The organism is Pseudomonas entomophila (assembly GCF_029193575.1).
Lineage (GTDB): Bacteria > Pseudomonadota > Gammaproteobacteria > Pseudomonadales > Pseudomonadaceae > Aquipseudomonas > Aquipseudomonas entomophila_G.
Genome location: NZ_JARGCS010000009.1, coordinates 153358 through 180206 on the forward strand (window position 1 = coordinate 153358; position 26849 = coordinate 180206).

Annotated in this window: 23 protein-coding genes; 16 read left to right on the forward strand and 7 right to left on the reverse strand. The window is 65.6% G+C overall.

Annotated features, from left to right (window positions below; genetic code table 11):
• Positions 1–97 precede the first annotated feature (97 nt).
• Genes rsmA through P0Y43_RS03695 form a run of 4 tightly spaced genes read right to left on the reverse strand, consistent with a single transcriptional unit; the run spans position 98 to position 6000 of the window.
• A complete protein-coding gene (rsmA, locus tag P0Y43_RS03680) occupies positions 98–886 on the reverse strand; it encodes a 16S rRNA (adenine(1518)-N(6)/adenine(1519)-N(6))-dimethyltransferase RsmA (RefSeq protein WP_275635948.1) in 789 nt (262 codons plus the stop codon).
• Positions 883–1872 carry a 4-hydroxythreonine-4-phosphate dehydrogenase PdxA gene (gene pdxA / locus P0Y43_RS03685; RefSeq protein ID WP_275635949.1) on the reverse strand — a complete coding sequence of 330 codons (990 nt, stop codon included), beginning with the start codon at positions 1870–1872 and terminating at the stop codon, positions 883–885. The genes rsmA and pdxA overlap by 4 nt, the downstream gene beginning before the upstream one ends.
• A complete protein-coding gene (gene surA, locus P0Y43_RS03690) occupies positions 1869–3188 on the reverse strand; it encodes a peptidylprolyl isomerase SurA (protein ID WP_275635950.1) in 1320 nt (439 codons plus the stop codon). The genes pdxA and surA overlap by 4 nt, the downstream gene beginning before the upstream one ends.
• Positions 3169–6000, reverse strand: a complete 2832-nt coding sequence (locus tag P0Y43_RS03695) for an LPS-assembly protein LptD (RefSeq protein WP_275635951.1) — start codon at positions 5998–6000, stop codon at positions 3169–3171. The genes surA and P0Y43_RS03695 overlap by 20 nt, the downstream gene beginning before the upstream one ends.
• Before the next feature lie 130 nt (positions 6001–6130).
• Here P0Y43_RS03695 and P0Y43_RS03700 point away from each other — a divergent pair, with 130 nt between their 5' ends.
• Genes P0Y43_RS03700 through P0Y43_RS03710 form a run of 3 tightly spaced genes read left to right on the forward strand, consistent with a single transcriptional unit; the run spans position 6131 to position 8584 of the window.
• Positions 6131–7150, forward strand: a complete 1020-nt coding sequence (locus P0Y43_RS03700) for an aminoglycoside phosphotransferase family protein (protein WP_275635952.1) — start codon at positions 6131–6133, stop codon at positions 7148–7150.
• Positions 7147–7818 (forward strand): N-acetylmuramate alpha-1-phosphate uridylyltransferase MurU, encoded by a 672-nt coding sequence (gene murU, locus P0Y43_RS03705; RefSeq protein ID WP_275635953.1) that lies wholly within the window; start codon positions 7147–7149, stop codon positions 7816–7818. The genes P0Y43_RS03700 and murU overlap by 4 nt, the downstream gene beginning before the upstream one ends.
• Position 7819: 1 nt before the next feature.
• Positions 7820–8584 (forward strand): TerB family tellurite resistance protein, encoded by a 765-nt coding sequence (locus tag P0Y43_RS03710; RefSeq protein WP_275635982.1) that lies wholly within the window; start codon positions 7820–7822, stop codon positions 8582–8584.
• A 14-nt stretch (positions 8585–8598) separates the two neighbouring features.
• Here P0Y43_RS03710 and P0Y43_RS03715 read toward each other — a convergent pair whose 3' ends face one another.
• Positions 8599–9582 (reverse strand): alpha/beta hydrolase family protein, encoded by a 984-nt coding sequence (locus P0Y43_RS03715; RefSeq protein ID WP_275635954.1) that lies wholly within the window; start codon positions 9580–9582, stop codon positions 8599–8601.
• Positions 9583–9676: 94 nt separating this feature from the next.
• Between P0Y43_RS03715 and P0Y43_RS03720 the strand changes: the two genes are divergently transcribed.
• From P0Y43_RS03720 to trpE, 9 genes are all read left to right on the forward strand, one after another.
• Positions 9677–12064 (forward strand): PAS domain-containing sensor histidine kinase, encoded by a 2388-nt coding sequence (locus tag P0Y43_RS03720; RefSeq protein WP_275635955.1) that lies wholly within the window; start codon positions 9677–9679, stop codon positions 12062–12064.
• Between the two features lie 10 nt (positions 12065–12074).
• Positions 12075–12704 (forward strand): response regulator, encoded by a 630-nt coding sequence (locus tag P0Y43_RS03725; protein WP_275635956.1) that lies wholly within the window; start codon positions 12075–12077, stop codon positions 12702–12704.
• A 272-nt stretch (positions 12705–12976) separates the two neighbouring features.
• Complete coding sequence (locus P0Y43_RS03730; RefSeq protein ID WP_275635957.1) at positions 12977–14089, forward strand: ABC transporter ATP-binding protein; 1113 nt, start codon at positions 12977–12979, stop codon at positions 14087–14089.
• Between the two features lie 40 nt (positions 14090–14129).
• Positions 14130–15164 (forward strand): ABC transporter substrate-binding protein, encoded by a 1035-nt coding sequence (locus P0Y43_RS03735; protein ID WP_275635958.1) that lies wholly within the window; start codon positions 14130–14132, stop codon positions 15162–15164.
• Positions 15165–15231: 67 nt separating this feature from the next.
• The gene (locus P0Y43_RS03740) at positions 15232–16479 is read left to right on the forward strand and encodes an ABC transporter permease (protein ID WP_275635959.1); all 1248 of its coding nucleotides are present in this window, start codon (positions 15232–15234) and stop codon (positions 16477–16479) included.
• A gap of 12 nt (positions 16480–16491) precedes the next feature.
• Positions 16492–17319: an ABC transporter permease gene (locus tag P0Y43_RS03745; protein WP_275635960.1), complete on the forward strand. Its 828-nt coding sequence runs from the start codon at positions 16492–16494 to the stop codon at positions 17317–17319.
• A 164-nt stretch (positions 17320–17483) separates the two neighbouring features.
• Complete coding sequence (gene rpe / locus P0Y43_RS03750; RefSeq protein ID WP_136912648.1) at positions 17484–18158, forward strand: ribulose-phosphate 3-epimerase; 675 nt, start codon at positions 17484–17486, stop codon at positions 18156–18158.
• The gene (locus tag P0Y43_RS03755) at positions 18155–18973 is read left to right on the forward strand and encodes a phosphoglycolate phosphatase (RefSeq protein WP_275635961.1); all 819 of its coding nucleotides are present in this window, start codon (positions 18155–18157) and stop codon (positions 18971–18973) included. The genes rpe and P0Y43_RS03755 overlap by 4 nt, the downstream gene beginning before the upstream one ends.
• Before the next feature lie 68 nt (positions 18974–19041).
• Positions 19042–20523: an anthranilate synthase component I gene (trpE, locus tag P0Y43_RS03760; protein ID WP_275635962.1), complete on the forward strand. Its 1482-nt coding sequence runs from the start codon at positions 19042–19044 to the stop codon at positions 20521–20523.
• A gap of 112 nt (positions 20524–20635) precedes the next feature.
• Here trpE and estP read toward each other — a convergent pair whose 3' ends face one another.
• Complete coding sequence (gene estP, locus P0Y43_RS03765) at positions 20636–22525, reverse strand: esterase EstP (protein WP_275635963.1); 1890 nt, start codon at positions 22523–22525, stop codon at positions 20636–20638.
• A 375-nt stretch (positions 22526–22900) separates the two neighbouring features.
• Here estP and P0Y43_RS03770 point away from each other — a divergent pair, with 375 nt between their 5' ends.
• The 4 genes from P0Y43_RS03770 to P0Y43_RS03785 all read left to right on the forward strand — a co-directional run bounded on the left by P0Y43_RS03770 (position 22901) and on the right by P0Y43_RS03785 (position 26180).
• Positions 22901–23494 (forward strand): aminodeoxychorismate/anthranilate synthase component II, encoded by a 594-nt coding sequence (locus P0Y43_RS03770; RefSeq protein WP_275635964.1) that lies wholly within the window; start codon positions 22901–22903, stop codon positions 23492–23494.
• A gap of 9 nt (positions 23495–23503) precedes the next feature.
• On the forward strand, positions 23504–24553 hold the full coding sequence (trpD, locus tag P0Y43_RS03775; RefSeq protein ID WP_275635965.1) for an anthranilate phosphoribosyltransferase: 1050 nt from the start codon (positions 23504–23506) through the stop codon (positions 24551–24553).
• Positions 24550–25383: an indole-3-glycerol phosphate synthase TrpC gene (gene trpC / locus P0Y43_RS03780; protein WP_275635966.1), complete on the forward strand. Its 834-nt coding sequence runs from the start codon at positions 24550–24552 to the stop codon at positions 25381–25383. Before trpD ends, trpC begins: the two co-directional genes overlap by 4 nt.
• 92 nt (positions 25384–25475) lie before the next feature.
• Positions 25476–26180 (forward strand): lipoate--protein ligase family protein, encoded by a 705-nt coding sequence (locus P0Y43_RS03785; RefSeq protein WP_275635967.1) that lies wholly within the window; start codon positions 25476–25478, stop codon positions 26178–26180.
• Here P0Y43_RS03785 and crp read toward each other — a convergent pair.
• Positions 26177–26821, reverse strand: coding sequence for a cAMP-activated global transcriptional regulator CRP (gene crp, locus P0Y43_RS03790; RefSeq protein ID WP_275635968.1), 645 nt, complete (start codon positions 26819–26821; stop codon positions 26177–26179). The genes P0Y43_RS03785 and crp overlap by 4 nt on opposite strands.
• Positions 26822–26849: the final 28 nt, after the last annotated feature.

Consider the following 26849-nt stretch of genomic DNA (forward strand, 5'->3'; position numbering starts at 1 on the left):
GAACGCAAAAACGACAGTGGTTGCAGTCTAGGCCATTGGTGGGGGGGAGAGCCAGCGGAAAGGGGGCGGGGCGGCCCCATCGCGGGGCCGCGTCAAGTCAGGCCAACTGGTCGGCCAGGCGCACGAAGGCAGCCAGGTCCAGTTGCTCGGGGCGCAGGCTGCCATCCACACCTGCGGCCTCGATAGCCTGGGCGTCGAGCAGGCCTTTGAGGGTATTGCGCAGGGTCTTGCGGCGCTGGTTGAAGGCCTCGCGGACGATGCGTTCCAGCTGGCGCGGGTCCTTGGCCGGGTGCGGCAAGGTTTCGTGCGGCACCAGGCGCACGATCGCCGAATCGACCTTCGGCGGCGGGTTGAAGGCGCCGGGGCCGACGTTGAACAGGTGTTCGACGCGGCAGTGGTACTGCACCATGATCGACAGGCGACCCCAATCACCGCCCCCGGGGCCGGCTGCCAGGCGCTCGACCACTTCCTTCTGCAGCATGAAGTGCATGTCGCGGATCAGCCCGGCGTGGTTGAGCAGGTGGAAGATCAGCGGGGTGGAGATGTTGTACGGCAGGTTGCCGACCACCTTGAGACTGCGTGGCGGGGTGCCCAACTGGTTGAAGTCGAACTTCAGGGCGTCGCCCTGGTGCAGGCGGAAGTTGTCGCGGTCAGCGAACTTGTGCTGAAGGATCGGCACCAGGTCCTTGTCCAGTTCGACCACGTCCAGCTGTGCGCCGCTGCCCAGCAGGCCCTCGGTCAGGGCGCCCTGGCCCGGGCCGATTTCCAGCAGGTGCTCGCCCGGCTTGGCGTTGATGGCCCGCAGGATGCGGTCGATGACCCCGGCGTCGTGCAGGAAGTTCTGGCCGAAGCGCTTGCGCGCCCGGTGTTGGTATTGCTCGTTCATGGGCGGTTCTCGGCCATCTGGTAGGCGGTTTCCAGGGCGACGCGCAGGCTGCCGGTGTCGACCTTGCCGCTGCCGGCGAGGTCCAGGGCGGTGCCGTGGTCGACCGAGGTGCGGATGATCGGCAGGCCAAGCGTCACGTTGACCGCGGCGCCAAAGCCCTTGTACTTGAGCACGGGCAGGCCTTGGTCGTGGTACATCGCCAGCACTGCGTCGCAGTGCTCCAGATATTTGGGGGTAAACAGGGTATCGGCCGGCAGCGGGCCACGAAGGTCCATGCCTTCGCCACGCAAGCGTGCCAGTGCAGGCTCGATGATGTCGATTTCTTCGCGACCCAGGTGGCCGCCTTCGCCGGCGTGCGGGTTGAGACCGCAGACCAGGATGCGCGGTTGGGCGATGCCGAACTTGTCGCGCAGGTCGGCATGCAGGATGCGTGTGACCCGCTCCAGGCGCTCGGCGGTGATGGCGTCGGCGATGTCGCGCAGGGGCAGGTGGGTGGTCACCAGGGCCACGCGCAGGCCATGGGTGGCCAGCATCATCACCACCTGTGCGGTGTGGGTGAGTTCGGCGAGGAACTCGGTATGCCCGGAGAAGGCGATGCCGCTCTCGTTGATCACACCCTTGTGCACCGGCGCGGTGATCATTCCGGCGAAAGACCCGTCAAGGCAGCCCTGGCCCGCACGGGTCAGGGTCTGCAGGACGAACGCGGCATTCGCGGGGTCGAGGGTGCCGGGTACCACCTTGGCGGCCAGAGGGGTGTTCCAGACGTACAGGCTGCCGGCGGGCGCCGGGTGCTCGGGCCAGTGGCCAGGCTCGACCGGCAACAGGTTGACGGCCAGCCCCAGGCGCGTGGCCCGCTCGGCGAGCAGGTCACGGCTGGTGATGGCGATCAGGGGGTGCGGCTGGGGCTCCGCGGCGAGCAGCAGGCACAGGTCGGGGCCTATGCCGGCCGGTTCGCCGGGTGTGACGGCGAAGCGCAGGGGCTTCACTGGGCGGCCTGGCCGGCGCCAGGCAGCTTGATTTCAACGTAGGCTTCGTCGCGGATCTGGCGCAGCCAGGTCTGCAGCTCTTCGTCGTACTTGCGGTTGCGCAGCACGTTCAGCGCCTGCTGCTCGCGGGCCTGCTCGGTGCTGTCGGTGGCGCGACGGCCCAGGACTTCCAGGACATGCCAGCCGTACTGGGTTTGGAACGGACGGGTGACCTGACCCTGTTGGGCATTGGCCATCTGCTCGCGGAACTCCGGCACCAGGCTGTTCGGGTCGACCCAGTTCAAGTCGCCACCGTTGAGTGCCGAGCCAGGGTCTTCCGAGAAGCTTTTCGCCAGGGTGGCGAAATCTTCGCCGTTCTGGATGCGATCGTAGAGCCGCTCGGCCAGTTGCTTGGTGGCTGTTTCGCTACGGATCTCGCTGGGCTTGATCAGGATGTGGCGAACATGCACCTCGTCGCGCAGCACGCTGCTTTCACCGCCACGTTTCTCTTCCAGCTTGAGGATGACGAAACCGTTGGGGATGCGAATGGGCTGAGTGACGTCACCAATGGCCATGCTGCCGAGCAGCTTGGCGAAGTCAGGCGGCAGTTGGCCGGCCTTGCGCCAGCCCATCTCGCCGCCTTCGAGGGCGTTTTCGCTGGCGGAGCGGGCAATGGCCAACTGGCCGAAGTCCGCGCCCTGGCGCAGTTGCTGGTACACCTCGCCAGCTTGGCGGGCGGCGGCCTGGATGGCGTCGGAGCTGGCGCTTTCCGGGGTAGGGATGAGGATGTTGGCCAGGCGGTATTCTTCCGACATCTGCATCTTGCCGAGGTCCGAGTTGAGGAAGTTCTTCACTTCCTGCTCGGACACCTGGATGCGCTCGGCCACGCGGCGTTGGCGCACGCGGCTGATGATCATCTCGCGTTTGACCTGCTCGCGCGCGTCGTCGAACGACAGTCCGTCATGGGCCAGGGCGGCGCGGAACTGGTCCAGCGACATGCCATTGCGCTGGGCGATGGTGCCGATGGCCTGGTTGAGTTCCTCGTCGGTGATGCGGATGCCCGAGCGTTCGCCGATCTGCAATTGCAGGTTCTCGACGATCAGGCGCTCCAGCACCTGCTGTTCCAGCGCACCGGTCGGCGGCACGCCACCGCCGCGCTTGGCGATGGTCTGCTGCACTTCGTGCACGCGCTGGTCGAGCTGGCTCTGCATGACCACGTCGTTGTCGACGATGGCCACCACGCGGTCCAGGGGTTGCACCGCGGCATGCACCGCGCTACTCAGCAATGCGGCGCCCAGCATCAGCGGGCGCAGACGATCAATAAGCTTGCTCTTCACGTGTACGGTAACCTTGAATGCCTTGGTCCAGGAACGATTCGACCTTGTTGCCAACGACGCCGCCGAGGCCCTTGAGGACGATCTGCAGGAAGATGCCATGGTCGCCTTTTTCGTTTTCCGGCAAGGCTTGGCTGAAGTCGTCGGCGTCAAGCCAGTAGCGGTTGATCAGGCGCAGCTTCCAGCAGCAGCTGTCGTATTCGAAGCCGCCCATCGCTTCCAGGGTACGGTTGCGGTTGTAGTCATGCTGCCAACGAGCGATGACGCTCCACTGCGGCACGATCGGCCAGATGACCGAGAAGTCGTGCTGCTGGATCTTGTAGTAGTCCTTGATGTAGCCAGGCTGGCCAGGCGTGCCATAGTCGCCGCCCCCCACTCTCCACAAACCGGTCAGCGAGTCATAGCTGATAGTGTCATTGCGGTAGCGATAGCCGGCGTTGACCACCTTGTTCGGGTTGTCTTCAGGTTGGTAGTGGAACATCGCGCTGCCCGAGCGGGTGCTGCGGCTGTCCGGATCCCAGTTGAAGTCCGAGTTGAAGCGCCAGTCGCGGTTGAAGGCGTACTGGTAAACCAGGGCGTACGGGGAAACGTTCGACTTGCTGTCATCGCGGGTGCGGTAGTCGATGCCAGGCAGCTGGACCTTGCGATCCTGGAAGTAGTAGGCCTGGCCAACGCTGAGGCGCTGGCGCTCGAAACCGTTTTCCTCGACCCAGCGGGTGGTGACACCCAGCGACAGCTTGTTCTCGTCGCCGATGCGGTCGATGCTACTGAAGCGATTGTCGCGGAACAGTGAGTCATAACTGAACAGGGTTTCGCCGGAGTCGAACAGTGGGATGTCCTTCTGGTCCTCGTTCGGGACGTAGAGGTAGAACAGGCGCGGTTCGAGGGTTTGGCGATAGTTGGTGCCGAACAACGAGGTATTTCGGTCGAAGTACAGGCCGCTGTCGACGCTGAAAATTGGGATGTCGCGATTGATCGAGCTGCGATAACTGCCATATCCCGGTAGCGTGGATTGGTTGATGGCCTGCGCTTTGCCTTGGCCATCGAGGTCAAGGTCATAGCTGGTATAGGCATACTTCAGCTTGGGCGTGATATAGCCATAGCTCGCTTCCATGGGAAGGCTGATAGCAGGTGCCACATTCAAGCGAGTGCCGTTGGCCCGCGCGATACCGGTGACACTCTCGTCCAGGCGTCGGCCACCAATGATGTTACCGGCTGGGTCGAAGACATAACCGAGCGACCCATCGGCCTGCCCATCCTTGTTGAACACCAGGTCGTTCTTCAGGTCACGCTCGAAACGAACCGCTTCTGTGTTGTAGTCAAACTTCAAGCCATACGGATCGTAGGGGAGGGTGCCGTTGAAGGTGACTTGCGGCAAACGATCATAGGGCGTGATCTGCGAGATGGTCGCCATCTCGTACGCATGCACATTCAGCCGCGCCTGGTAGCTGTCCCCGCGATAGGTCAGCGCGCCCTGTTGATCGATGTAGTCCTTCTTCTCGACCCCGATCTGGTCCGACTCCAGGTCCTGGAAGTAGAACGGATCGCTGATGTCGGTGTAGTTCACCTCGGTCAGCAGGCGCGAATCCAAGCCGCCCTTGTGCTGCCAGTTGATCATCCAGCGCTCTTTCTTGTAGTCCGTCTGCAGCTTGCGGTCGTCATCCTCGTCGTTGAGGTACGCCCCGCCGAACTGCCCTTCGCTGGACTTGGTCAGGTAACGGAACTCGCCTTCCATCAACAGGCCGCGCTTGGTCATGTAGCGCGGATACAACGTGGCGTCGTAGTTCGGCGCCAGGTTGAAGTAGTACGGCGTGACCAGCATGAAGCCGGTGTCGCTGCTGGTGCTGAACGACGGCGGCAGGAAGCCGGATTGGCGACGGTCGTCGATCGGGAAGTAGATGTACGGTGTGTAGAACACCGGGAAATCCTTGACCCGCAGGGTGACGTTGGTCGCGGTGCCGAAGCCGGTGGCCGGGTTCAAGGTGATGTTGTTGCCCTTGAGCTGCCACGCGTTGCTGCCCGGCTCACAGGTGGTGTAGGTACCGTCCTTGAGGCGGATGATGGCGTTTTCCGCGCGCTTGGCGTACAGCGCGTTGCCGCGGATGTGCGACTTGTGCATCACGTATTCGGCGTTGTCGACCTGGGCTTCGCCCGTGTCGAGCTGGATCTGCGCCTCGTCGCCAACCACCAGCGAACCGTTGTCGCGGATCTTGACGTTGCCCTTGAGCTCGCCGCGGTTCTCGGTCTGGTAGAGGTTGGCCTCGTCGGCCTCGACCTGCATGCTGCCCTGGCGCATGACCACGTCACCGGCGAGGGTGGCGATCTGCTGCTCCTGCTGGTACTTGGAGACCTTGGCGTTGATGTAGGTGGGCGACTCGTCCTTGGGCGTGCTGTCGTTCATGCCCGGGCGCAGCGGCTCGACGTAGGCGCCGCCGCAATACGGGCCGGTCTCGGCCAGCTGGGCAGCCGTGAGCTTCTCGCGGGGGACCCAGTCGAGGTGGCTGTAGTCTTCGCTGCGGGATTTCAGGCCACGGCCCTTGCTCTCGGTGACGAGCACCGGCTTGGGCTCGGCGGCGGCCTCGGCGGTCTGCGCCTCGGTACCGGAACTGAGCGCGGCACCATCATGCACAGGGCGCGGCGGCAGGTTCTGGGCTGCGGTCTTGGGCTTGCAGTCCCAGCCACCAGAGGCGGACACTTGGCAGTCGAACTGCTCCGCAGCCGACGCGAATGGCGCGGCCAGGGGTTGCAGGGCCAACAGGCCACCCGTCACCAGCAGTGGGAACTTTCTACGAAACGCGGGGGATTTCAATGCCATCTTATTAGTCCGGGCTTCCTGCGTGCCATCTGCCCGCGTGTGGGGCCGCACGCCTCTCGATGGTCTGAAAAAGATGCTGGATAATAAAGCATGACCCGCTTGACGGCTAGGGCCGTCGGAGACCCTTGTAATGCCCGATCACGATGTACGCCTGCAACAACTGACCGCCTGGCTCGACGAGCAGCTTCCTTCCATCTTCCAGCGCAATGCCTGGGGCGCGGTGCCCGAGGGCACGTTGACCGCCGCCAGCAGCGATGCGAGTTTCCGTCGTTACTTCCGCTGGGAGGGCGCGGGCCACAGTTTCGTGATCATGGACGCGCCACCGCCGCAGGAGAACTGCCGGCCCTTCGTCGACATCGACCACCTGCTGGCCAGCGCTGGCGTGCACGTGCCGCTGATCCACGCCCAGGACCTTGAACGTGGGTTCTTGCTATTGGGCGACCTCGGCCGCCAGACATACCTGGAAATCATTACCCCAGACAACGCCGACGCGTTGTTCGCCGATGCCATCCAGGCCTTGCTGGCTTTCCAGCGCCTGCCGATGGATGCGCCGCTGCCGAGCTACGATGTCGCCCTGCTGCGCCGCGAGCTAGACCTGTTCCCCGAGTGGTACGTCGGCCGAGCACTGGGCGTAACCTTCGACGACACGCAGCGCGGGGCTTGGCAGCGGGTTAGCCAAATGCTCATCGACAGTGCCCTGGCCCAGCCCAAGGTGCTGGTGCACCGCGACTACATGCCGCGCAACCTGATGCTCAGCGCGCCGAACCCCGGCGTGTTGGACTTCCAGGATGCGGTCTATGGTCCCGTCACCTATGACATCACCTGCCTGTTCAAGGACGCCTTCCTCAGCTGGCCCCAGGCCCGTGTCGAAGGCTGGTTGCGCGACTACTGGCAGCAGGCGCGTGCCGCCGGCATTCCGGTGCAGGACGATTTCGAGGCCTTCCACCGCGCCAGCGACCTGATGGGCGTGCAACGCCACCTCAAGGTGATTGGCATCTTCGCCCGCATCTGCCACCGCGACGGCAAGCCGCGCTACCTGTCCGACGTGCCGCGTTTCTTCGCCTATATAGATGAGGTGATCGAGCGCCGTCCGGAGCTGGCCGAATTGCGCCAGCTGATCGCCGGGCTGCAGGCCGGAGCGCAACGATGAAGGCGATGATCCTGGCGGCGGGCAAGGGCGAGCGCATGCGCCCGCTGACCCTGCATACGCCCAAGCCCCTGGTGCCGGTGGCGGGCCAGCCGCTGATCGAGTACCACCTGCGTGCGCTGGCCACGGCGGGGTTCACCGACGTGGTGATCAACCATGCCTGGTTGGGCCAGCAGATCGAAGACCACCTGGGCGACGGTAGCCGTTTTGGCCTGAGCATCCGCTATTCGCCCGAAGGCGAGCCGCTGGAGACCGGCGGCGGGATCTTCAAGGCCTTGCCGTTGCTGGGTGAGGCGCCTTTCCTGCTGGTCAATGGCGATATCTGGACCGGCTACGACTTCAGCCGCCTGCGACAACCGCCGCGGGGTCTGGCGCACCTGGTGTTGGTCGACAACCCCGGGCACCACGGCCGTGGCGACTTCCGCTTACTGGGCGAGCAAGTGGTCGATGGCGACGACGCTCCTGGCACCCTGACCTTCAGCGGTCTCTCCGTGCTGGACCCGGCGCTGTTCGATGGCTGCCAGCCCGGCCCCTTCAAGCTGGCTCCGCTGCTGCGCCAGGCCATGGCCCGGGGCCTGGTCAGCGGCGAGCATTACCGTGGGCCGTGGGTCGATGTCGGCACCCTCGAGCGCTTGGCCGAGGTCGAGCGCCTGATTGGCGAGCGTGCCTGAGATGTGGTGGCCGAGCACAGTCATTGGTGCCGGCGCCGGTTTCGCGGTGGCCAGCATTCCCGGGGCATTGCTGGGGGCATTGCTGGGGCAGGCCATGGACCGGCGTCTGCGTCTGCAGGGGTGGGACGATGTGCGCGAGCGCCTGGGCGGGCGCCCGGCGTTGCGTGATGAAGAGTTGCTGTTCGTGCTGCTGGGGCGCTTGGCCAAGAGCGATGGCCGGGTGCTGGAAGGGCATATCCAGCAGGCCCGCCATGAGATGAGCCGCCTGGACCTGGCCGAGCCGGCGCGCCTGCGGGCCATCGCCGCGTTCAACCGCGGCAAGGCCGGCAAGGACCGACTGGGCCATTACCTTCGGCGTATCCGCCAGCAGCCTTATGGGGCGGAGGGCACTCTGCGTGCCTGTTGGCGAATGGTCTGGGCCGATGGCAAGGCGGGGCGCCAGGAGCGTGAGCTGTTGCTGGGCTGGGGGCATCAGCTGGGTATGAGCCGCCAGCAAGTGCAGGCGTTGTCCTTGGAGTACGAGCCGGGCAAGGCACTGGCGTCAGCGGGCGTGATGACCTATGCCGTGGCATTGCGGGTGCTCGGGGTCGAGGCCGACACCGAGGCGGGGCAGGTCAAGCAGGCGTATCGGCGGCTGCTCAGCCGGCATCACCCGGACAAGCTGGTGGGCAGTGGCGCGAGTGAGGCGCGGGTGCGCGAGGCGACCGAGCGCACTCGCGAACTGCACCAGGCCTATGCGCTGGTGCGCAAGCGGCGGGGCTTGTAGGGCGAAGCCGCGTCCTACTCCTGCGGTGCCAACCAGCCACGCACCCGGCGGAACAACTGCTCCTGTTCGGCCGCCTTGTTCCCCGGCATGGCGATCAGCGACAACTGCCGGTACTGGCTGTCCTTCTGCCGCTTGCTGGCCTGCAGGCGCCGCTCGGCGGCCTGGCGGTCCTGGGTGCGTGTGGCGTAATAGAGGTCGGCGGTCGGTACCTTGAGGGTTGGCGCCAGGCTTTCCAGGTCATGCTCGACCCGTGCCGGGGTCTGTGCGGCGATCATCACCAGCTTCTGTACCTGGGGCGGCTGCTTCTCGCTCAAGTAGCGCGCCGCCCAATAGGCGCCGCTGCCGTGGCCGATCAACACGATGCTATGGGCGTTCTGTTGCTGGGCATAGGCCACTGCGGCTTCCAGGCGGGCAAAGATACGCTCGGCATCGGCGGGGTCGTTCTGCTCGCTGGCCTCCATCGCATCGGTGCCCTGCGCGGTGTCGGCCTCGGCGGCGGTGGCCTGGGCGACGTTGGCATTGGCGTCTTCCGGGGTGTCCTTGGCCGGTGCGGTCTCACCTTTGCCTTGGTCGGGCTGTGCGGCCGGCTGGGCTTCGACGCGGGCTTGCGGAGCATTGGCCAGGAGATCGGGTAGGGTGAGGCTCAGGCTGTGCCAGCCGACATCGGGGAACTTGCGACGCAGGGGGCCGACGGTGTTCGGCCAGTCGGCGCTTTCGCCGGCACCGGGCACCAGGATCACCGCGCCCTTAGGGTCACTGTCGTTGGCCGGTTTCCACAGCGCCAGGAACGTCTCGGCGCCGGCCTGCAGCGTCTGCTGTTCGGCCTTGGGCACCAGGCGCTCGAGAGCCTGGGCCTCTTCCTGGCTGCGCTCGCCGAGGGCCGGGCGCGCGACAGCGGAAGCCTCGCCGGTCGCCTTCTCGGGTTCGGCGGCCTGGGCCGCGAGGGGGAGGGCCGAGGCCAGGCAAAGGGCCAGCGTCGTGCGATAAAGTATGAACATGGATCAACCCAAGGCCAGAATGATACCGGCAGCCTAATAGTATTTGCCCGCGACGGCCACGCAGGTGGCGGTCATTGCCAGGACGAGTGTGTCGATGAAGCGAATGCGTTGCCTGTTGGTTATCGGCTGGTTGTGCCTGCCCTTGATCGGCCTGGCCAAACCGGAGGCGCCGCCCCCGGTGGTGCTGGCGCCAGCGCAGCAGCAATGGCTGGACACTCACCGCAGCCTGCGCGTGGGCCTGGTGCTACAGGCGCCGTATGCGCAGTTCGACCGCCGCCTCCAGCAGCTCTACGGCGCCAATGTCGAACTGGTGACCTGGCTGGGTCGCGCGCTGGGGCTGGACCTCACCTGGCGCAACTTCACCGACCAGGCTGCTCTCGAACACGCCGTGCAGGCCGGCGAGATCGATTTCGCCCCCGGCCTTACCCAAACCCCCGCCAGCCTGCGCCTGTGGCTGTTCAGCGACCCCTACATGCGCGTGCCGCAGCTGGTGGTCGGCCTGCGCAGCGGCGCCTTGGCAGTGGACCTCGAGCAACTGGGCGCCGCCGAGCGTGTAGCGGTGCGCATGCCCAGTGGCCTGGCCGACTACCTGCGCGGCAACTACGGCAACCTCAACCTGCAAGGCGTGCCCAACGAGCGCGAGGCCTTGCAACTGGTGCTGGGCGGCCAGGCCAGCTACGCGGTGATGGACGAGGCGCAGCTCAGCCGCCTGTCGCGCGAAAGCGAGTTCGGCGACCTGGCGGTGGTCGGTGACATTGGCCTGCCGCAACTGCTGCGCATCGGCTCGCGCAAGGACTGGCCACTGCTGGCGGAGGTACTCGAACGCGGCTTGCAGGCCATGCCGGCCAAGGAGCTGGAGCAACTGCACCAGCGCTGGCTGCAGCCGAAATACCCGCGCTTGAGTGAGTCGGCGGGCTTCTGGCAGAACCTCGCGCTGCTGTTCGGCCTGCTGCTGCTCTGCGCCTTGCTGACCCTGGCCATGCAACGCCGTCAGCAGCGACGCCTGGAGCGCGGCCTGCTGGCGGCGCGGGAAAGCCTGGTGGAGCGCCAGGCACGCGAGGAGGCGCTGCGCCTGAGCCAGTTCTCCATCGACCAGAGCACCGTGGGCATCCTCTGGGTCCACTGGGACAGCCACGTGCGCTATGCCAACCACGCCGCCGAGCGCATGCTCGGGCACGCCGAAGGCCAGTTGCTGGAACGCCCGCTGATCGACATCGAACCCAGCCTGCACATGGACCGTTGGCTCGAACTGTGGAAGCGCGCGCGTGCCGGCGAGGCGGGCGCGGAGGCATTCGAGACCCTGTGCCGGCGGGCCGACGGCAGCCTGTTGCCGGTGGAGCTGTCGCTGAGCTTCCTGCGCTTTCGCGACGCCGAATACCTGGTGGTGTTTCTCACCGACATCACCGAGCGCCGCCGCGCCTTGGCCGCCCTGCGCGAAAGCGAGGCGCGGCTCAAGGGCATCGCCGGCAACGTCCCGGGGCTGGTGTTCCGCCTGGAGCGCGACCCGGCCGAGGGCGACCCGGAGTTCCCCTACATCAGCGAGGGCAGCGAGGCGCTGGTGGGCTACACGCCGGCGGCGATCCAGCACCCGGACATGGGCCTGCGCAACCTGGTGCACCCGCAGGACCGCGCCGACTACCACCGCGTGCAGGACCTCGCCCTGGCCAGCGACCAGGACTGGTCGTGGCAGGGGCGCATCCTCACCCGCGAGGGCGAGCAGCGCTGGGCCGATATCAAGGCCAGCACCCGACGCCTGGCCGATGGCCGCATGGTCTGGGACGGCGTGGTCTGGGACATCACCCAGAGCAAGCGGGTAGAGCTGGAACTGGCACGCTCCCAGGAGCAACTGCGCGAGTTGTCGGCGCACCTGGAAAGTGTGCGCGAGGAAGAAAAGGCGCGCATTGCCCGCGAGGTGCACGACGAACTGGGGCAGATGCTGACCGTGCTCAAGCTGGAGGTGTCGATGTGCGAGCTGGCGTTCGCCGAGCTCGACCCCGGCCTGAACGAGCGTCTGCTGAGCATGAAGCGCTTGATCGCCCAGTTGTTCCAGTTGGTGCGCGACGTGGCCACCGCGTTGCGCCCGCCGATCCTCGATGCCGGTATCGCCTCGGCCATCGAATGGCAGGCGCGGCGTTTCGAGGCGCGCACGCAGATCCCCTGTCTGGTGCAAGTGCCGGATAATCTGCCAGCATTGAGTGAGGCCAAGGCCACGGGGCTGTTCCGCATCCTGCAGGAGGCGCTGACCAACGTGATGCGCCATGCCCAGGCGCACACCGTGCAGATCGAGCTGGCCCGCGAGGGCGGGCAACTGCGCCTGACGGTAATCGACGACGGCGCGGGCTTCAGCCCTGACCAGGCGAGGCCGACATCGTTCGGCCTGGTGGGCGTGCGCGAGCGGGCCTTGATGCTCGGCGGTAGCGTGACCTTGGACAGCGAGCCGGGCGAAGGGACCAGCCTGAGCGTGACCATCCCTTTGAACTAGGAGACCCACCGTGATTCGAGTGCTGGTGGCCGAAGACCACACCATCGTCCGTGAAGGCATCAAGCAACTGATCGGCCTGGCCAAGGACATGCAGGTGGCGGGCGAGGCCGGTAACGGCGAGCAGTTGCTGGAAACCCTGCGCCACACGCCCTGCGAGGTGGTGTTGCTGGATATCTCGATGCCGGGGGTGAACGGCCTGGAGGCGATCCCGCGGATCCGCGCGCTGAGCAACCCGCCGGCGATCCTGGTGCTGTCGATGCACGACGAGGCGCAGATGGCCGCCCGCGCGCTGAAGGCCGGTGCCGCCGGCTACGCGACCAAGGACAGCGACCCGGCGCTGCTGCTGACCGCCATCCGCCGCGTCGCGGGGGGTGGGCGCTACATCGACCCGGCGCTGGCCGACCGCATGGTCTTCGAGGTCGGCCTGACCGAGACCCGGCCGCTGCACACGCTGCTGTCGGAACGCGAGTTCTCGGTGTTCGAACGCCTGGCCCAGGGGGCCAACGTCAACGACATCGCCCAGCAACTGGCGCTGTCGAGCAAGACCATCAGCACCCACAAGGCGCGGCTGATGCAGAAACTCAAGGTCAACTCGCTGGCCGAGCTGGTGAAGTACGCCATGGAACACAAGCTGGTGTGACCATCCCAGCAACGACACATCCCTTGCAGGCGCGGGCGTGCCCCGCCATAGCGCCCGCCCAGCCAATGCAGCCGGCCCGCAGCACGCTATCGCCGGGCAAATCCGCGGGTGCAAGGGCACGACCTATCTGAATGCGTCGTTCTTGTAGGGCAATCCCTACACGCAATCTTCCATCTGGATGATGGCATTCTCTCAGCACCCCCGATTTCCGGGCGCTCGCGGCTTCTCTAGTCTTTTGCCTACGCAGTCATTCCAACAAGAAGGTGCAGGGCATGAGCGAGGCGAATTCGAACGAAACGCTGGTCAGTTTCCGTGGCGTGCAGAAGAGCTACGACGGCGAATCGCTGATCGTCAAGGATCTGAACCTGGACATCCGCAAGGGCGAGTTCCTCACCCTGCTCGGCCCCTCCGGCTCGGGCAAGACCACCAGCCTGATGATGCTGGCCGGCTTCGAGACCCCTACCGCCGGCGAGATCCAGCTGGCCGGGCGTTCGATCAACAACGTGCCGCCGCACAAGCGCGACATCGGCATGGTGTTCCAGAACTACGCGCTGTTCCCGCACATGACCGTGGCCGAGAACCTGGCCTTCCCCCTGAGCGTGCGCAACCTCAGCAAGACCGACATCAGCGAGCGGGTCAAGCGCGTGCTGAACATGGTCCAGCTCGACAGTTTCGCCAAGCGCTACCCCGGCCAGCTTTCGGGCGGCCAGCAGCAGCGCGTGGCCCTGGCCCGGGCGCTGGTGTTCGAGCCGCAGTTGGTGCTGATGGACGAGCCGCTCGGCGCCCTCGACAAGCAACTGCGCGAACACATGCAGATGGAGATCAAGCACATCCACCAGCGTCTGGGCGTGACCGTGGTGTACGTGACCCATGACCAGGGCGAGGCGCTGACCATGTCTGACCGGGTGGCGGTGTTCCACCAGGGCGAGATCCAGCAGATCGCCGACCCGCGCACCCTCTACGAAGCGCCGTGCAACACCTTCGTGGCCAACTTCATAGGCGAGAACAACCGCCTCAACGGCACCCTGCTGTCGCGCACTGGCGAGCGCTGCCAGGTGCAACTGGCGCGGGGCGAGAAGGTCGAGGCGCTGGCGGTCAACGTTGGCCAGGCCGGGGAGCCAGTGACCCTGTCGATTCGCCCGGAGCGTGTGCGCCTGAACGGCCACAGCGAGCACTGCGTCAACCGTTTCTCCGGCCGCGTGGCCGAGTTCATCTACCTGGGTGACCACGTGCGCGTGCGCCTGGAGGTTTGCGGCAAGGCCGACTTCTTCGTGAAGCAGCCGATCGCCGAGCTCGACCCGGCCCTGGCCGTGGGTGACGTGGTACCGCTTGGCTGGGAGGTGGAGCACGCCCGCGCGCTCGATCCGATTGCCCAAGCCCATTGATGGTTTGCTTCACCAACCCTGTACTGTGGAGAGAATAATAATGCGCAAGCAGTTGAAACTGACCGCCCTGGCCCTGGGGCTGTTCGCCGCCGGCCAGGCCCTGGCTGCGGACCTCACGGTGGTGTCGTTCGGTGGCGCCAACAAGGCGGCCCAGGTCAAGGCGTTCTACGAGCCGTGGGAAAAGGCCGGCAAGGGCAAGATCGTCGCAGGCGAGTACAACGGCGAGATGGCCAAGGTGAAGGCCATGGTCGACACCAACAGCGTGTCGTGGAACCTGGTGGAGGTGGAGTCGCCGGAGCTGGCGCGCGGCTGTGACGAAGGCATGTTCGAGGAACTCGACCCGGCGCTGTTCGGCAATGAGTCCGACTTCGTCAAGGGCGCCATCCAGCCGTGTGGCGTCGGTTTCTTCGTGTGGTCCACGGTGCTGGCCTACAACGCCGACAAGCTCAAGACCGCGCCCACCAGCTGGGCCGACTTCTGGGACACGCAGAAATTCCCGGGCAAGCGCGGCCTGCGCAAGGGCGCCAAGTACACCCTGGAGTTCGCCCTGATGGCCGATGGCGTGGCGCCGAAGGACGTGTACAGCGTGCTGGCCACCAAGGAAGGCGTGGACCGCGCCTTCAAGAAGCTCGACCAACTCAAGCCCAGCATCCAGTGGTGGGAAGCCGGCGCCCAGCCGCCGCAGTACCTGGCCTCGGGTGACGTGGTCATGAGCTCCGCGTACAACGGCCGCATCGCCGCGGTGCAGAAGGAGAGCAACCTCAAGGTGGTGTGGAACGGCGGCATCTACGACTTCGACGCCTGGGCCATCCCGAAGGGCGCCAAGGATGTGGAAGAGGCGAAGAAGTTCATCGCCTATAGTGTGCAGCCCGAGCAGCAGAAGACCTACTCCGAGAACATCGCCTATGGCCCGGCCAACACCAAGGCAGTCAGCCTGCTGTCGGATGCGGTGAAGAAGGACATGCCGACCACGCCTGAGAACATCGCCAACCAGGTGCAGATCGACGTGGCCTTCTGGGCCGACAACAGCGAGCAGCTGGAGCAACGCTTCAACGCCTGGGCGGCGAAGAAGTAACCCGCGTCGCCGGAGCGCCGCGCCCTGGGCCGGCGCTCCTTGGTTTCCCTGTTTTTCGGAGTTCGCCATGGCCATTGCAGTGCCCCTGAATGAAGGCGCCGGTCCAAGTCTGAAGCAGCGCCTCAAGCGTGCCGAGCGGGTCAACCGCTGGAAGGCCCAGGCGTTGATCGCGCCGCTGGCGCTGTTCCTGCTGCTGGTGTTCCTCGTGCCGATCGCTGCGCTGTTGTACAAAAGCGTCGGCAACCCCGAGGTGGTCGCCGGCCTGCCGCGCACCGTCGAGGCGGTGTCGCAGTGGGATGGCAAGAGCCTGCCCGGCGAGGCCGTTTACAAGGCCCTGAGCGAGGACCTGGCCGAGTCGCGCAAGAACCAGACCCTGGGCGACCTCTCCAAACGCCTGAACATGGAGCTGGCCGGCTACCGCAGCCTGTTGGCCAAGACCGCCCGCGCCCTGCCGTTCAAGGCCGAGCCGGCTTCCTATAAAGAAGCGCTGCAAACCCTCGACGAACGTTGGGGCGATCCCGCCTACTGGCAGGCGATCCGCCGCAACACCAGTTCGGTCACGTCGTTTTACCTGCTGGCCTCGCTGGACCACCGCATCGACGACCTCGGCGAGCTGGCCAAGGCCACCCCCGACCAGGCCATCTACCTGGACATTTTCGCCCGCACCCTGTGGATGGGTGTGGTGATCACCGTGATCTGCCTGTTGCTGGCCTACCCGTTGGCGTACCTGCTGGCCAACCTGCCGACCCGGCAGAGCAACCTGTTGATGATTCTGGTGCTGCTGCCGTTCTGGACCTCGATCCTGGTGCGGGTGGCCGCGTGGATCGTGCTATTGCAGTCCGGTGGCCTGATCAACGGTGCGCTGATGGCCATGGGCATCATCGACGAGCCGCTGGAGCTGGTGTTCAACCGTACCGGCGTGTACATCTCGATGGTGCACATCCTGCTGCCGTTCATGATCCTGCCGCTGTACAGCGTGATGAAGGGAATCTCGCCCAGCTACATGCGCGCGGCGATCTCACTGGGCTGCCACCCATTCGCCAGTTTCTGGCGGGTGTATTTCCCACAGACCTACGCCGGCGTCGGCGCGGGCTGCCTGCTGGTGTTCATTCTGGCCATCGGCTACTACATCACCCCGGCGCTGCTCGGCAGCCCGAACGACCAGATGGTCAGCTACTTCGTCGCCTTCTACACCAACACCAGCATCAACTGGGGCATGGCCACCGCGCTGGGTGGGCTGTTGCTGCTGGCGACCGTGCTGCTGTACCTGATCTATAGCTGGCTGGTCGGCGCCAGCCGCCTGCGCCTGAGCTGAGGAGCATTTGTCATGCTGAGCCCTTACATGTCGCCCGTGGAGCGGGTCTGGTTCTACAGCCTGCGCATTCTCTGCGGCCTGATCCTGCTGTTCCTGGTGCTGCCGGTGCTGGTGATCGTGCCGTTGTCGTTCAACAGCGGCAGCTTTCTGGTGTACCCGCTGCAGGGCTTCTCGCTGCATTGGTACCAGGACTTCTTCGGCTCGGCCGAATGGATGCGCGCCTTGAAGAACAGCATCATCGTCGCCCCGGCGGCCACCGTGCTGGCCATGGTCTTCGGCACCTTGGCGGCGATCGGCCTGACCCGTGGCGACTTCCCCGGCAAGTCGCTGGTGATGGCGCTGGTGATTTCGCCGATGGTGGTGCCGGTGGTGATCATCGGCGTGGCCAGCTACTTGTTCTTCGCCCCGCTGGGGTTGGGCAACAGCTTCATCTCGTTGATCCTGGTGCACGCGGTGCTGGGTGTGCCGTTCGTCATCATCACCGTGTCGGCGACCTTGCAGGGCTTCAACTACAACTTGGTGCGCGCAGCGGCCAGCCTCGGTGCCTCGCCGCTGCTGACCTTCCGTCGGGTGACCTTGCCGTTGATCGCGCCTGGGGTTATTTCCGGAGCGCTGTTCGCCTTCGCCACGTCGTTCGACGAAGTGGTGGTGACGCTGTTCCTCGCCGGCCCTGAGCAAGCGACCCTGCCGCGGCAGATGTTCAGCGGCATTCGCGAGAACCTGAGCCCGACCATCGCGGCGGCGGCGACCTTGCTGATCGCGTTTTCGGTGATCCTGCTGCTGACCCTGGAGTGGCTGCGCGGTCGTAGCGAGAAATTGCGTACCCAGCAGCCGGCCTGATCCTGCGGTGGCTGTGCCGGCCTCATCGCGGGCAAGCCCGCGCCTACACGTGCAACGCCGCTCTCGTGAACGGCGGGGCACCTGTGGGAGCGGGCACCATTCGACACCCCTTGATACCAATCAGCTACAATGCGCGCCACCGTGATTCCGCCAACAGGTGCGCCATGCAGCCCTACGCTATTGCCCCCTCGATCCTTTCCGCCGATTTCGCCCGCTTGGGCGAGGACGTCGACAAAGTGCTCGCCGCCGGGGCCGACATCGTCCACTTCGACGTGATGGACAACCACTACGTGCCCAACCTGACCATCGGCCCGATGGTCTGCACGGCCCTGCGCAAGTACGGCGTGACCGCGCCGATCGACGTGCACCTGATGGTCAGCCCGGTCGACCGCATCATCGGCGACTTCATCGAGGCTGGCGCCACCTACATCACCTTCCACCCGGAAGCGTCCCAGCACATCGACCGCTCGCTGCAACTGATCCGCGACGGCGGCTGCAAGGCCGGCCTGGTGTTCAACCCGGCGACCAGCCTGGATGCGCTGAAGTATGTGATGGACAAGGTCGACATGGTCCTGCTGATGAGCGTCAACCCCGGTTTTGGCGGGCAGAAGTTCATCCCCGGCACCCTCGACAAGCTGCGCGAAGCCCGTGCGTTGATCGACGCCAGTGGCCGTGACATCCGCCTGGAGATCGATGGCGGCGTCAACGTCAACAACATCCGTGAGATCGCCGCCGCCGGCGCCGACACCTTCGTGGCCGGCTCGGCGATCTTCAACGCCCCCGACTACCAGGAAGTCATCGCCAAGATGCGCGCCGAACTGGCCCAGGCGCGCCCATGAGCGGCTTCGAGCAGCTGTTCCCGGGGGCGCTGCCCAGGCTGGTGATGTTCGATCTGGACGGTACCCTGATCGATTCGGTCCCCGACCTGGCTGCCGCCGTCGACCGCATGCTGCTCGAACTCGGACGCCCGCCTGCGGGCCTGGAGGCCGTGCGCCACTGGGTCGGCAACGGCGCCCAGGTCCTGGTGCGCCGGGCCCTGGCCGGTGGCATCGAGCACGACGAGGTGGACGACGAACTGGCCGAGCGCGCGCTGGCGCTGTTCATGGAGGCCTACGCCGAAAGCCACGACCTCACCGTCGTCTACCCCGGCGTGCGCGACACCCTGCGCTGGCTGCGCAAGCAGGGCGTGGAGATGGCGCTGATCACCAACAAGCCCGAGCGCTTCGTCGGCCCACTGCTGGACCAGATGAAGATCGGCCGCTACTTCCGCTGGATCATTGGCGGCGACACCCTGCCACAGAAAAAGCCTGACCCGGCGGCGTTGCTGTTCGTGATGAAGATGGCCGGCGTCGCGCCCGAGCAGGCGCTGTTCGTCGGCGACTCGCGCAGCGACGTGCTGGCCGCGCGGGCGGCGGGGGTGAAATGCGTGGGCCTGAGCTATGGCTACAACCATGGCCGGCCGATCCACGAGGAATCGCCCAGCCTGGTGCTCGATGATTTGCGCCTGCTGCTGCCCGGTTGCGTCGTCACCGGCACTGGGATAACGTTGGCGGACCTTCAAGCCTCACGAAGCAGAGAGCCCGCTGTGGTGGTTACCGGCAAATTCTGGATGAAAGTCATCAAGGCCCTGGCCCGCTGGCGCTGGCGCGCCTGACTCCTGCCCGCCGGCGCCTGCCGGCCCGTCCGCTTGCCCCCCATTGCTGCTTGCCACGAGGCTACCCCATGACCCGCGACGAATTCCTGCGCCTGGCCGCTGCCGGCTACAACCGCATTCCCCTGGCCTGTGAAACCCTGGCCGACTTCGACACGCCGCTGTCGATCTACCTGAAGCTCGCCGACCAACCCAACTCGTACCTGCTCGAGTCCGTGCAGGGCGGCGAGAAGTGGGGGCGTTACTCGATGATCGGCCTGCCGTCGCGCACCGTGCTGCGGGTGCATGGCTACCACGTGAGCATCCTGCAGGACGGCGTCGAGGTGGAAAGCCATGACGTCGAAGACCCACTGGCCTTCGTCGAGGCCTTCAAGGAGCGCTACAAGGTCGCCGACATTCCTGGCCTGCCACGTTTCAATGGCGGCCTGGTCGGCTATTTCGGCTACGACTGCGTGCGCTACGTGGAAAAACGCCTGGGCGCCAGCCCCAACCCGGACCCGCTCGGCGTGCCGGACATCCTGCTGATGGTCTCCGATGCCGTGGTGGTGTTCGACAACCTGGCGGGCAAGATGCACGCGATCGTGCTGGTCGACCCGACCGATGCGCAGGCCTATGAACAAGGCCAGGCGCAGTTGGAAGGCCTGCTGGACAAGTTGCGCCAGCCGATCACCCCGCGCCGTGGCTTGGACCTCAGCGGCCCACAGGCTGCCGAGCCGGCGTTCCGCTCCAGCTACACCCGTGACGACTACGAGAACGCCGTGGGCCGCATCAAGGAGTACATCCTGGCCGGCGACTGCATGCAGGTGGTGCCGTCGCAGCGCATGTCCATCGACTTCAAGGCCGCGCCCATCGACCTGTACCGCGCGCTGCGCTGCTTCAACCCGACGCCGTACATGTACTTCTTCAACTTCGGCGACTTCCACGTGGTCGGCAGCTCGCCCGAGGTGCTGGTGCGCGTCGAGGACAACCTGGTGACCGTGCGCCCGATCGCCGGTACCCGCCCGCGCGGCGCCACCGAGGAGGCCGATCGCGCGTTGGAGGACGACCTGCTGTCGGACGACAAGGAAATCGCCGAGCACCTGATGCTGATCGACCTGGGCCGCAACGACGTGGGCCGGGTGTCGTCCACCGGCAGTGTGCGCCTGACCGAGAAGATGGTGATCGAGCGCTACTCCAACGTCATGCACATCGTCTCCAACGTCACTGGTCAACTGCGCGAGGGCCTGACCGCGATGGACGCGCTGCGGGCGATCCTGCCGGCGGGCACCTTGTCGGGGGCGCCGAAGATCCGTGCGATGGAGATCATCGACGAGTTGGAGCCGGTCAAGCGTGGCGTGTACGGTGGCGCGGTGGGTTACCTGGCGTGGAACGGCAACATGGACACCGCCATTGCCATTCGCACTGCGGTGATCAAGGACGGCGAGCTGCACGTGCAGGCCGGTGGCGGCATCGTCGCCGACTCGGTGCCCGCGCTGGAGTGGGAAGAGACCATCAACAAGCGTCGCGCGATGTTCCGCGCGGTGGCGCTGGCGGAGCAGACGCCGCGCGGGTGATGGATGAAGAAACGGCGCTCCGATGAGCGCCGTTCTTTTGTGCGGTTCTGTGGTCGGGGCTGCTACGCCGCCCATCGTGGGGCAAGCCCGCTCAGGCGTTTCGGGTTGCCCCTCAGAAGTCCAGGCTCACCGCCACGCTGACCCCCTGCTGGCGCAACTCATCACTCTTGCGCCAGTTGTAGTTGCCCCGCAAGTTCACCCCTGGCAACAGCTCATGGCTCACCCCCAGGCTGGCGCGGGTCAGGTTGCTGTGCGGCGTGTACCCGGTCAGGGTGAAGTCGTTGGCCGGCAGGCTGGTCAGGTGCAGGGTCAGGTCTTGGCGGTCGTCCTCGAACTCATGCTCGCGCGCCACCTCGGCGAACAGCTGGGTGCTTGGCAGCACCTGCACGCTACCCAGCAGCCCTGCCCCCAGCCGACGCGACGTGCGCTCCTGGTCGTCGAAACCCAGCGCCGTCGAGCGGCCACTCTTCTCGTCGTAGCCATCCACTTTCACCCGCGCATAGTCGGCACTGATGAAGGGGGCCAACTGCCAGGTGCCGCCTTCGGTTGCAAGGTTGTAGCCCAGCCGACCGCTCAGGGCCCAGGCCTCGCCATCGGTGTCGCCCTTCTCGCTACGGTCGTTCACGCCCAAGGCAAAGGTGCGCTTGAGGTCGCGGTAATCCAGGTGCCCGGCAGTCAAGGCGGCATCGGCCCACCAGCGATCCTGGCGGAACTGGGCGAAGGCGCTGGCCAGGTAGCTGTCGAGCTTGTAGTCCGAGTCCTGCTGGCCGGCTTCGAGCTTCTGCCGGTATACCCCGCCCGCCAGGCCCACGCGCCAGGCATCGTCGAGGCGATAGCTGCCACCCAGCGTCAAGTTGTAGCCTCGGCCATCGCCGCTGGCGGCGCTGCGCTGGCTGTCGAAGTCCAGGTCCTGCGCGCCGGTGGTGACGAATGCTTGCCATTGGCCGACCGCCTGCCAGGGCGTTTGCCATTGGTTGCGCAGTTCGTCCTGGTGGGCACGCAGGCTGGCGTGGGCGATTTCTGGCAGCAGCGTCAGCTCCCAGGGGGCGGCGAGGATCGAGTAGGCGTAGTCGGCGATCAATTGCTGGCCGGCGATGGTCGGGTGCACCGCGTCGTTGAACAGCAGCTTGGTCGGGTCTGGCGTGGTGCCGTTGGCGCCATACACCGGGTTCTGCACGCAGCCGTCGCCGCTGTAGCAGGTGCCAACCAGGTTCTGCCCGGTGGCCAGGCCGTACTGTGCCGGGTCGCTCAGCGCCTCGCGCAGCAGTACGGGAATGTTCAGCGGGATGATCTCGGCGTCGATCTGCCCAAGGCTGTTCACCAGCGACTGGTTGAACACGCTGGACAGCTGCGACAGCGGCCCTTGCTGCGGGGTGCCGCTGAAGTTCGGTGTTTGCCCGAGGTCCGGCAGCAGCCAGACCATGATGTAGCGCGCGCCGCCCTGCTGCAGGGCCTGGACGCTGGCGGCCAGGCGCGCACCTGCCGTCGCCGCGTCGGCGGCACTGTTGACCCGCCCCTGGAGGAAGTCGTTGCCGCCACCGGTGATGTAGTACAGGGCATTGGGGTCGGCACGCAGGCCGTTGGCCAGGTAGCCGGGGCGCTGGCGCAGTACCGCGCCGGCGCCCGGGTTGCCCGGTGGCACGACCAGCTGCGAGGTGTCGGTGATCGAGTCGAGGATCTGGTCGGTGCGATAACCGCCGACCGCCCAGTTGTTACCGTCCGGGCGGATCCCCAAGGACGTGGAGGGGTTGAGTTCATCCGGCGCGACACCCAGCCGGCCACCGAGGATCATCGGTGCGACCGGGGCGAAGTTGCCGGCGGCGTCGCGGTTGGTGAAGCGCCTGCCGTCGGTGCCGCCGGTCAGGTCGGGGAACTGCCCGGCGTCGCTCAGGCTGTCGCCGAAGACGATCAGGGTGGAGTAGGGGTTCGGCGCCGCGATGGCTTGGCCGCAGGCCAGGGTGAGGATGCACAGGGTAGAGCGCAGGAAAGGGGGGCGTCGCATACGATTGAAGTTCCTTTTCGTTGTTTTTATCGGGACCAGCCGATTGACCTTAGCAAAGTTGGGGGGATGGATTCCAAGTCCGTTCGTTTCCCCGTATTTACGGCCATGTTGCGCCTGCCGTCGCGGTAGGCTACTGTGCCCAGACGTACAAGCGAGAACTTCCCCGTGTTGATCGTCAGCAAACTCTTGATGCGCGTTATCAAGGCCCACGCCCGTTGGCGTTGGCGCGCCTGACTTTATCCCTCGCCGGCACCCGCCCGGCACGTCCCTGTTTGCCTTCCTGATCGTTTCACCCCGTCCGTCCCGGCCTCGTCGCGCCTGGGCTGGCCTGGAAGGCTCGAAAGCAAAGTCAGCAGTTCAAGAGGTTTGCCCCAGATGTTACTGATGATCGACAACTACGACTCGTTCACCTACAACGTCGTCCAGTACCTCGGCGAGTTGGGTGCCGAGGTCAAGGTCATTCGCAACGACGAACTGACCATCGCCCAGATCGAAGCCCTCAACCCCGAGCGCATCGTCGTTTCCCCCGGCCCATGCACGCCCAGCGAGGCGGGCGTCTCCATCGAGGCCATCCTGCATTTCGCCGGCAAGCTGCCGATCTTGGGCGTGTGCCTGGGCCACCAGTCCATCGGCCAGGCCTTCGGCGGTGATGTGGTGCGTGCCCGCCAGGTCATGCACGGCAAGACCAGCCCGGTGTTGCACCGCGACCTGGGCGTGTTCGCCGGCTTGAACAACCCGCTCACCGTGACCCGCTACCACTCGCTGGTGGTCAAGCGCGAAACCCTACCCGATTGCCTGGAAGCCACCGCCTGGACCGCCTTCGAGGACGGCTCGGTCGACGAGATCATGGGCCTGCGCCACAAGACGCTGAACATCGAAGGGGTGCAGTTCCATCCCGAGTCCATCCTCACCGAGCAGGGCCACGAGCTGTTCGCCAACTTCCTCAAGCAGACCGGCGGCCGCCGCTAAGGATCGACCATGGATATCAAGAACGCGTTGAGCCGTATCGTCGGCCACCTGGACCTGTCCACCGAGGAAATGCGCGGCGTCATGCGTCAGATCATGACCGGGCAATGCAGCGAGGCGCAGATCGGCGCCTTCCTGATGGGCATGCGCATGAAGAGCGAAAGCATCGACGAGATCGTCGGCGCCGTGTCGGTGATGCGTGAGCTGTGCAGCAAGGTCGAATTGCAGACCCTCGATGGCGTGGTCGACATCGTCGGCACTGGCGGTGATGGGGCCAACATCTTCAACGTTTCCACCGCCTCGGCGTTCGTCCTCGCCGCCGCCGGTTGCACGGTAGCCAAGCACGGCAACCGTGCGGTGTCGGGCAAGAGCGGCAGCGCCGACCTGCTGGAAGCCGCCGGCATTTACCTGAACCTGACCCCGGTGCAGGTCGCCCGTTGCATCGACAGCCTGGGCATCGGCTTCATGTTCGCGCAGAGCCATCACACCGCCATGAAGTACGCTGCCGGCCCGCGTCGCGACCTGGGCCTGCGTACCCTGTTCAACATGCTCGGCCCGCTTACGAATCCGGCCGGCGTGAAGCACCAGGTGGTCGGCGTGTTCACCCAGGCGCTGTGTCGTCCACTGGCCGAGGTGCTGCAGCGCCTGGGCAGCAAGCACGTGCTGGTGGTGCACTCGAAGGACGGCCTGGACGAGTTCAGCCTGGCTGCGCCGACCTTCGTGGCAGAGCTGAAGAATGACCAGATCACCGAATACTGGGTCGAGCCCGAAGACCTCGGTATCAAGAGCCAGAGCCTGCATGGCCTGACCGTCGAAGGTGCGCAGGCCTCGTTGGAGCTGATCCGCGATGCCCTGGGCCGGCGCAAGACCGAAAACGGCCAGAAAGCCGCTGAAATGATCGTGCTCAATGCCGGCGCGGCGCTTTACGCCGCCGACCACGCGATGAGCCTGAAATCGGGCGTCGAACTCGCCCACGATGTGCTGCACACCGGCCTTGCCTGGGAAAAGCTGCAAGAGCTGGGTGCCTTTACCGCGGTATTCAAGCAGGAGAATGAAGCATGAGCGTACCGACGGTGCTGGAGAAGATTCTCGCCCGCAAGGTCGAGGAAGTCGCCGAGCGTAGCGCCCGGATCGGCCTGGCGGAGTTGGAGCGTCTGGCCAAGGCCGCCGATGCGCCCCGTGGCTTTGCCAACGCGCTGATCGAGCAGGCCAAGCGCAAGCAACCGGCGGTGATCGCCGAGATCAAGAAGGCTTCGCCGAGCAAGGGCGTGATCCGCGAACACTTCGTGCCGGCGGAAATCGCCGTCAGCTACGAAAAAGGTGGCGCCACCTGCCTGTCGGTGCTAACCGATGTCGATTACTTCCAGGGCGGCGACGCCTACCTGCAGCAGGCCCGCGCGGCCTGTGCGCTGCCGGTGATCCGCAAGGACTTCCTGATCGACCCGTACCAGGTGGTCGAGGCCCGTGCCCTGGGCGCTGACTGCATCCTGCTGATCGTCGCGGCGCTCGACGATGTGCGCATGGCCGAGCTGGCAGCGGTCGCCAAGGAGGTCGGTCTCGACGTGCTGGTGGAGGTGCACGACGGTGCCGAGCTGGAGCGCGCGCTGAAGACCCTGGATACCCCGCTGGTCGGTGTCAACAACCGCAACCTGCACACCTTCGAGGTCAGCCTGGAAACCACGCTCGACCTGCTGCCACGCATCCCGCGTGACCGCCTGGCGATCACCGAGAGCGGTATCCTCAACCGGGCCGATGTGGAGCTGATGGAAATCAACGAGGTCTATTCGTTCCTGGTCGGCGAGGCGTTCATGCGCGCCGAGCAGCCTGGCTTGGAGTTGCAGCGGTTGTTCTTCCCGCAGCAGGTGAAGAAGACCGTTCAGGCATTGGACTGATCGAAACCAAGCCGGCTGTTGCCGGCTTTTTTGTTTGTCTGCCAGGGCGCTATCGCGGGGCAACGTACACCATCACATCGCGGGGTAAACGGATGAACCAACAGCCGCTAGCACTCACCGTCGAACAAGGCCTGCACGCCGAGCAGGACCTGCTGGCCACCGTCTGCCGCGGTGAACGCGATGCCGGCGTGCTGTTCTGGCGCCCAACCGACCATGCTTTGGTCATGCCCCGGCGCATGAGCCGCCTGGATAACTTCGAAAGCGCCTGCGCCGAGCTGGCCATCGCCGGCTGGCCGGTGCTGCTGCGTGAAACCGGCGGCGAGCCGGTGCCGCAGTCGCATGCCACGGTCAATGTCGCGCTGGTCTACGTGGCGCCGCGCAGTGAAGGCGATCATGGGCGTATCGAAAATGCCTACGAGCGCCTGTGCCTGCCACTGTGCGAGGTGCTGCGCGAATGGGGTGGGGTGGCCTCGGTGGGCGAGATCGACGGTGCCTTCTGTGATGGCCGCTACAACGTCAACCTCAACGGCCGCAAGCTGGTCGGTACCGCCCAGCGCTGGCGCCAGGGCCTCGAGGGCAAGCGCCCGGTGGTGCTGGTGCATGGTGCGCTGCTGCTGGACAACGAGCGTGAGTCGATGGTCGCCGCAGTCAACCGTTTCAACGAATGCTGCGGGCTGGAGCAGCGCTGCCGCGCTGACAGCCATATCGCGCTGCACGAAGTGGCGCCGGCGGCTCCGTGGTTCGAACGCCTGTCCACGGCCTACGCTGAGGTGCTGGCGCGACTGCCCAGCGATTAACGGGTGCCGTAGACCACCATGGTCTTGCCCTTCACCTGCACCAGGCTGCGTTCTTCAAGGTCCTTGAGCACGCGACCGACCATTTCCCGCGAACAACCCACGATGCGCCCGATCTCCTGGCGGGTGATCTTGATCTGCATGCCATCCGGGTGAGTCATGGCGTCGGGCTGTTTGCACAGGTCGAGCAGGCAGCGCGCGACACGCCCGGTCACATCGAAGAATGCCAGGTCGCCGACCTTGCGCGTGGTGTTGCGCAGGCGCTGGGCCATCTGGCTGCCCAGGGCGTAGAGGATCTCCGGGTCCTGACGTGCCAGTTCGCGGAACTTGTCGTAGCTGATCTCGGCCACTTCGCACTCGGTCTTGGCGCGCACCCAGGCGCTGCGCTGCTGTTCCTGACCGGACGGCTCGAACAAGCCGAGCTCGCCGAAGAAGTCCCCGTTGTTGAGGTAGGCGATGATCATTTCGTGGCCTTCGTCATCCTCGATCAGGATGGTCACCGAGCCCTTGACGATGAACGACAGTGTCTCGGCCCGGTCGCCGGCACAGATGATGTTGCTCTTGGCGGCATAACGGCGGCGCTGACAGTGCACCAGCAGCTTGTCGATGTTCTTGATCTTGGGCGGAAGTGCGGAAGCTACCATCACGAAATCCTGTTAGATGCGACGCAAA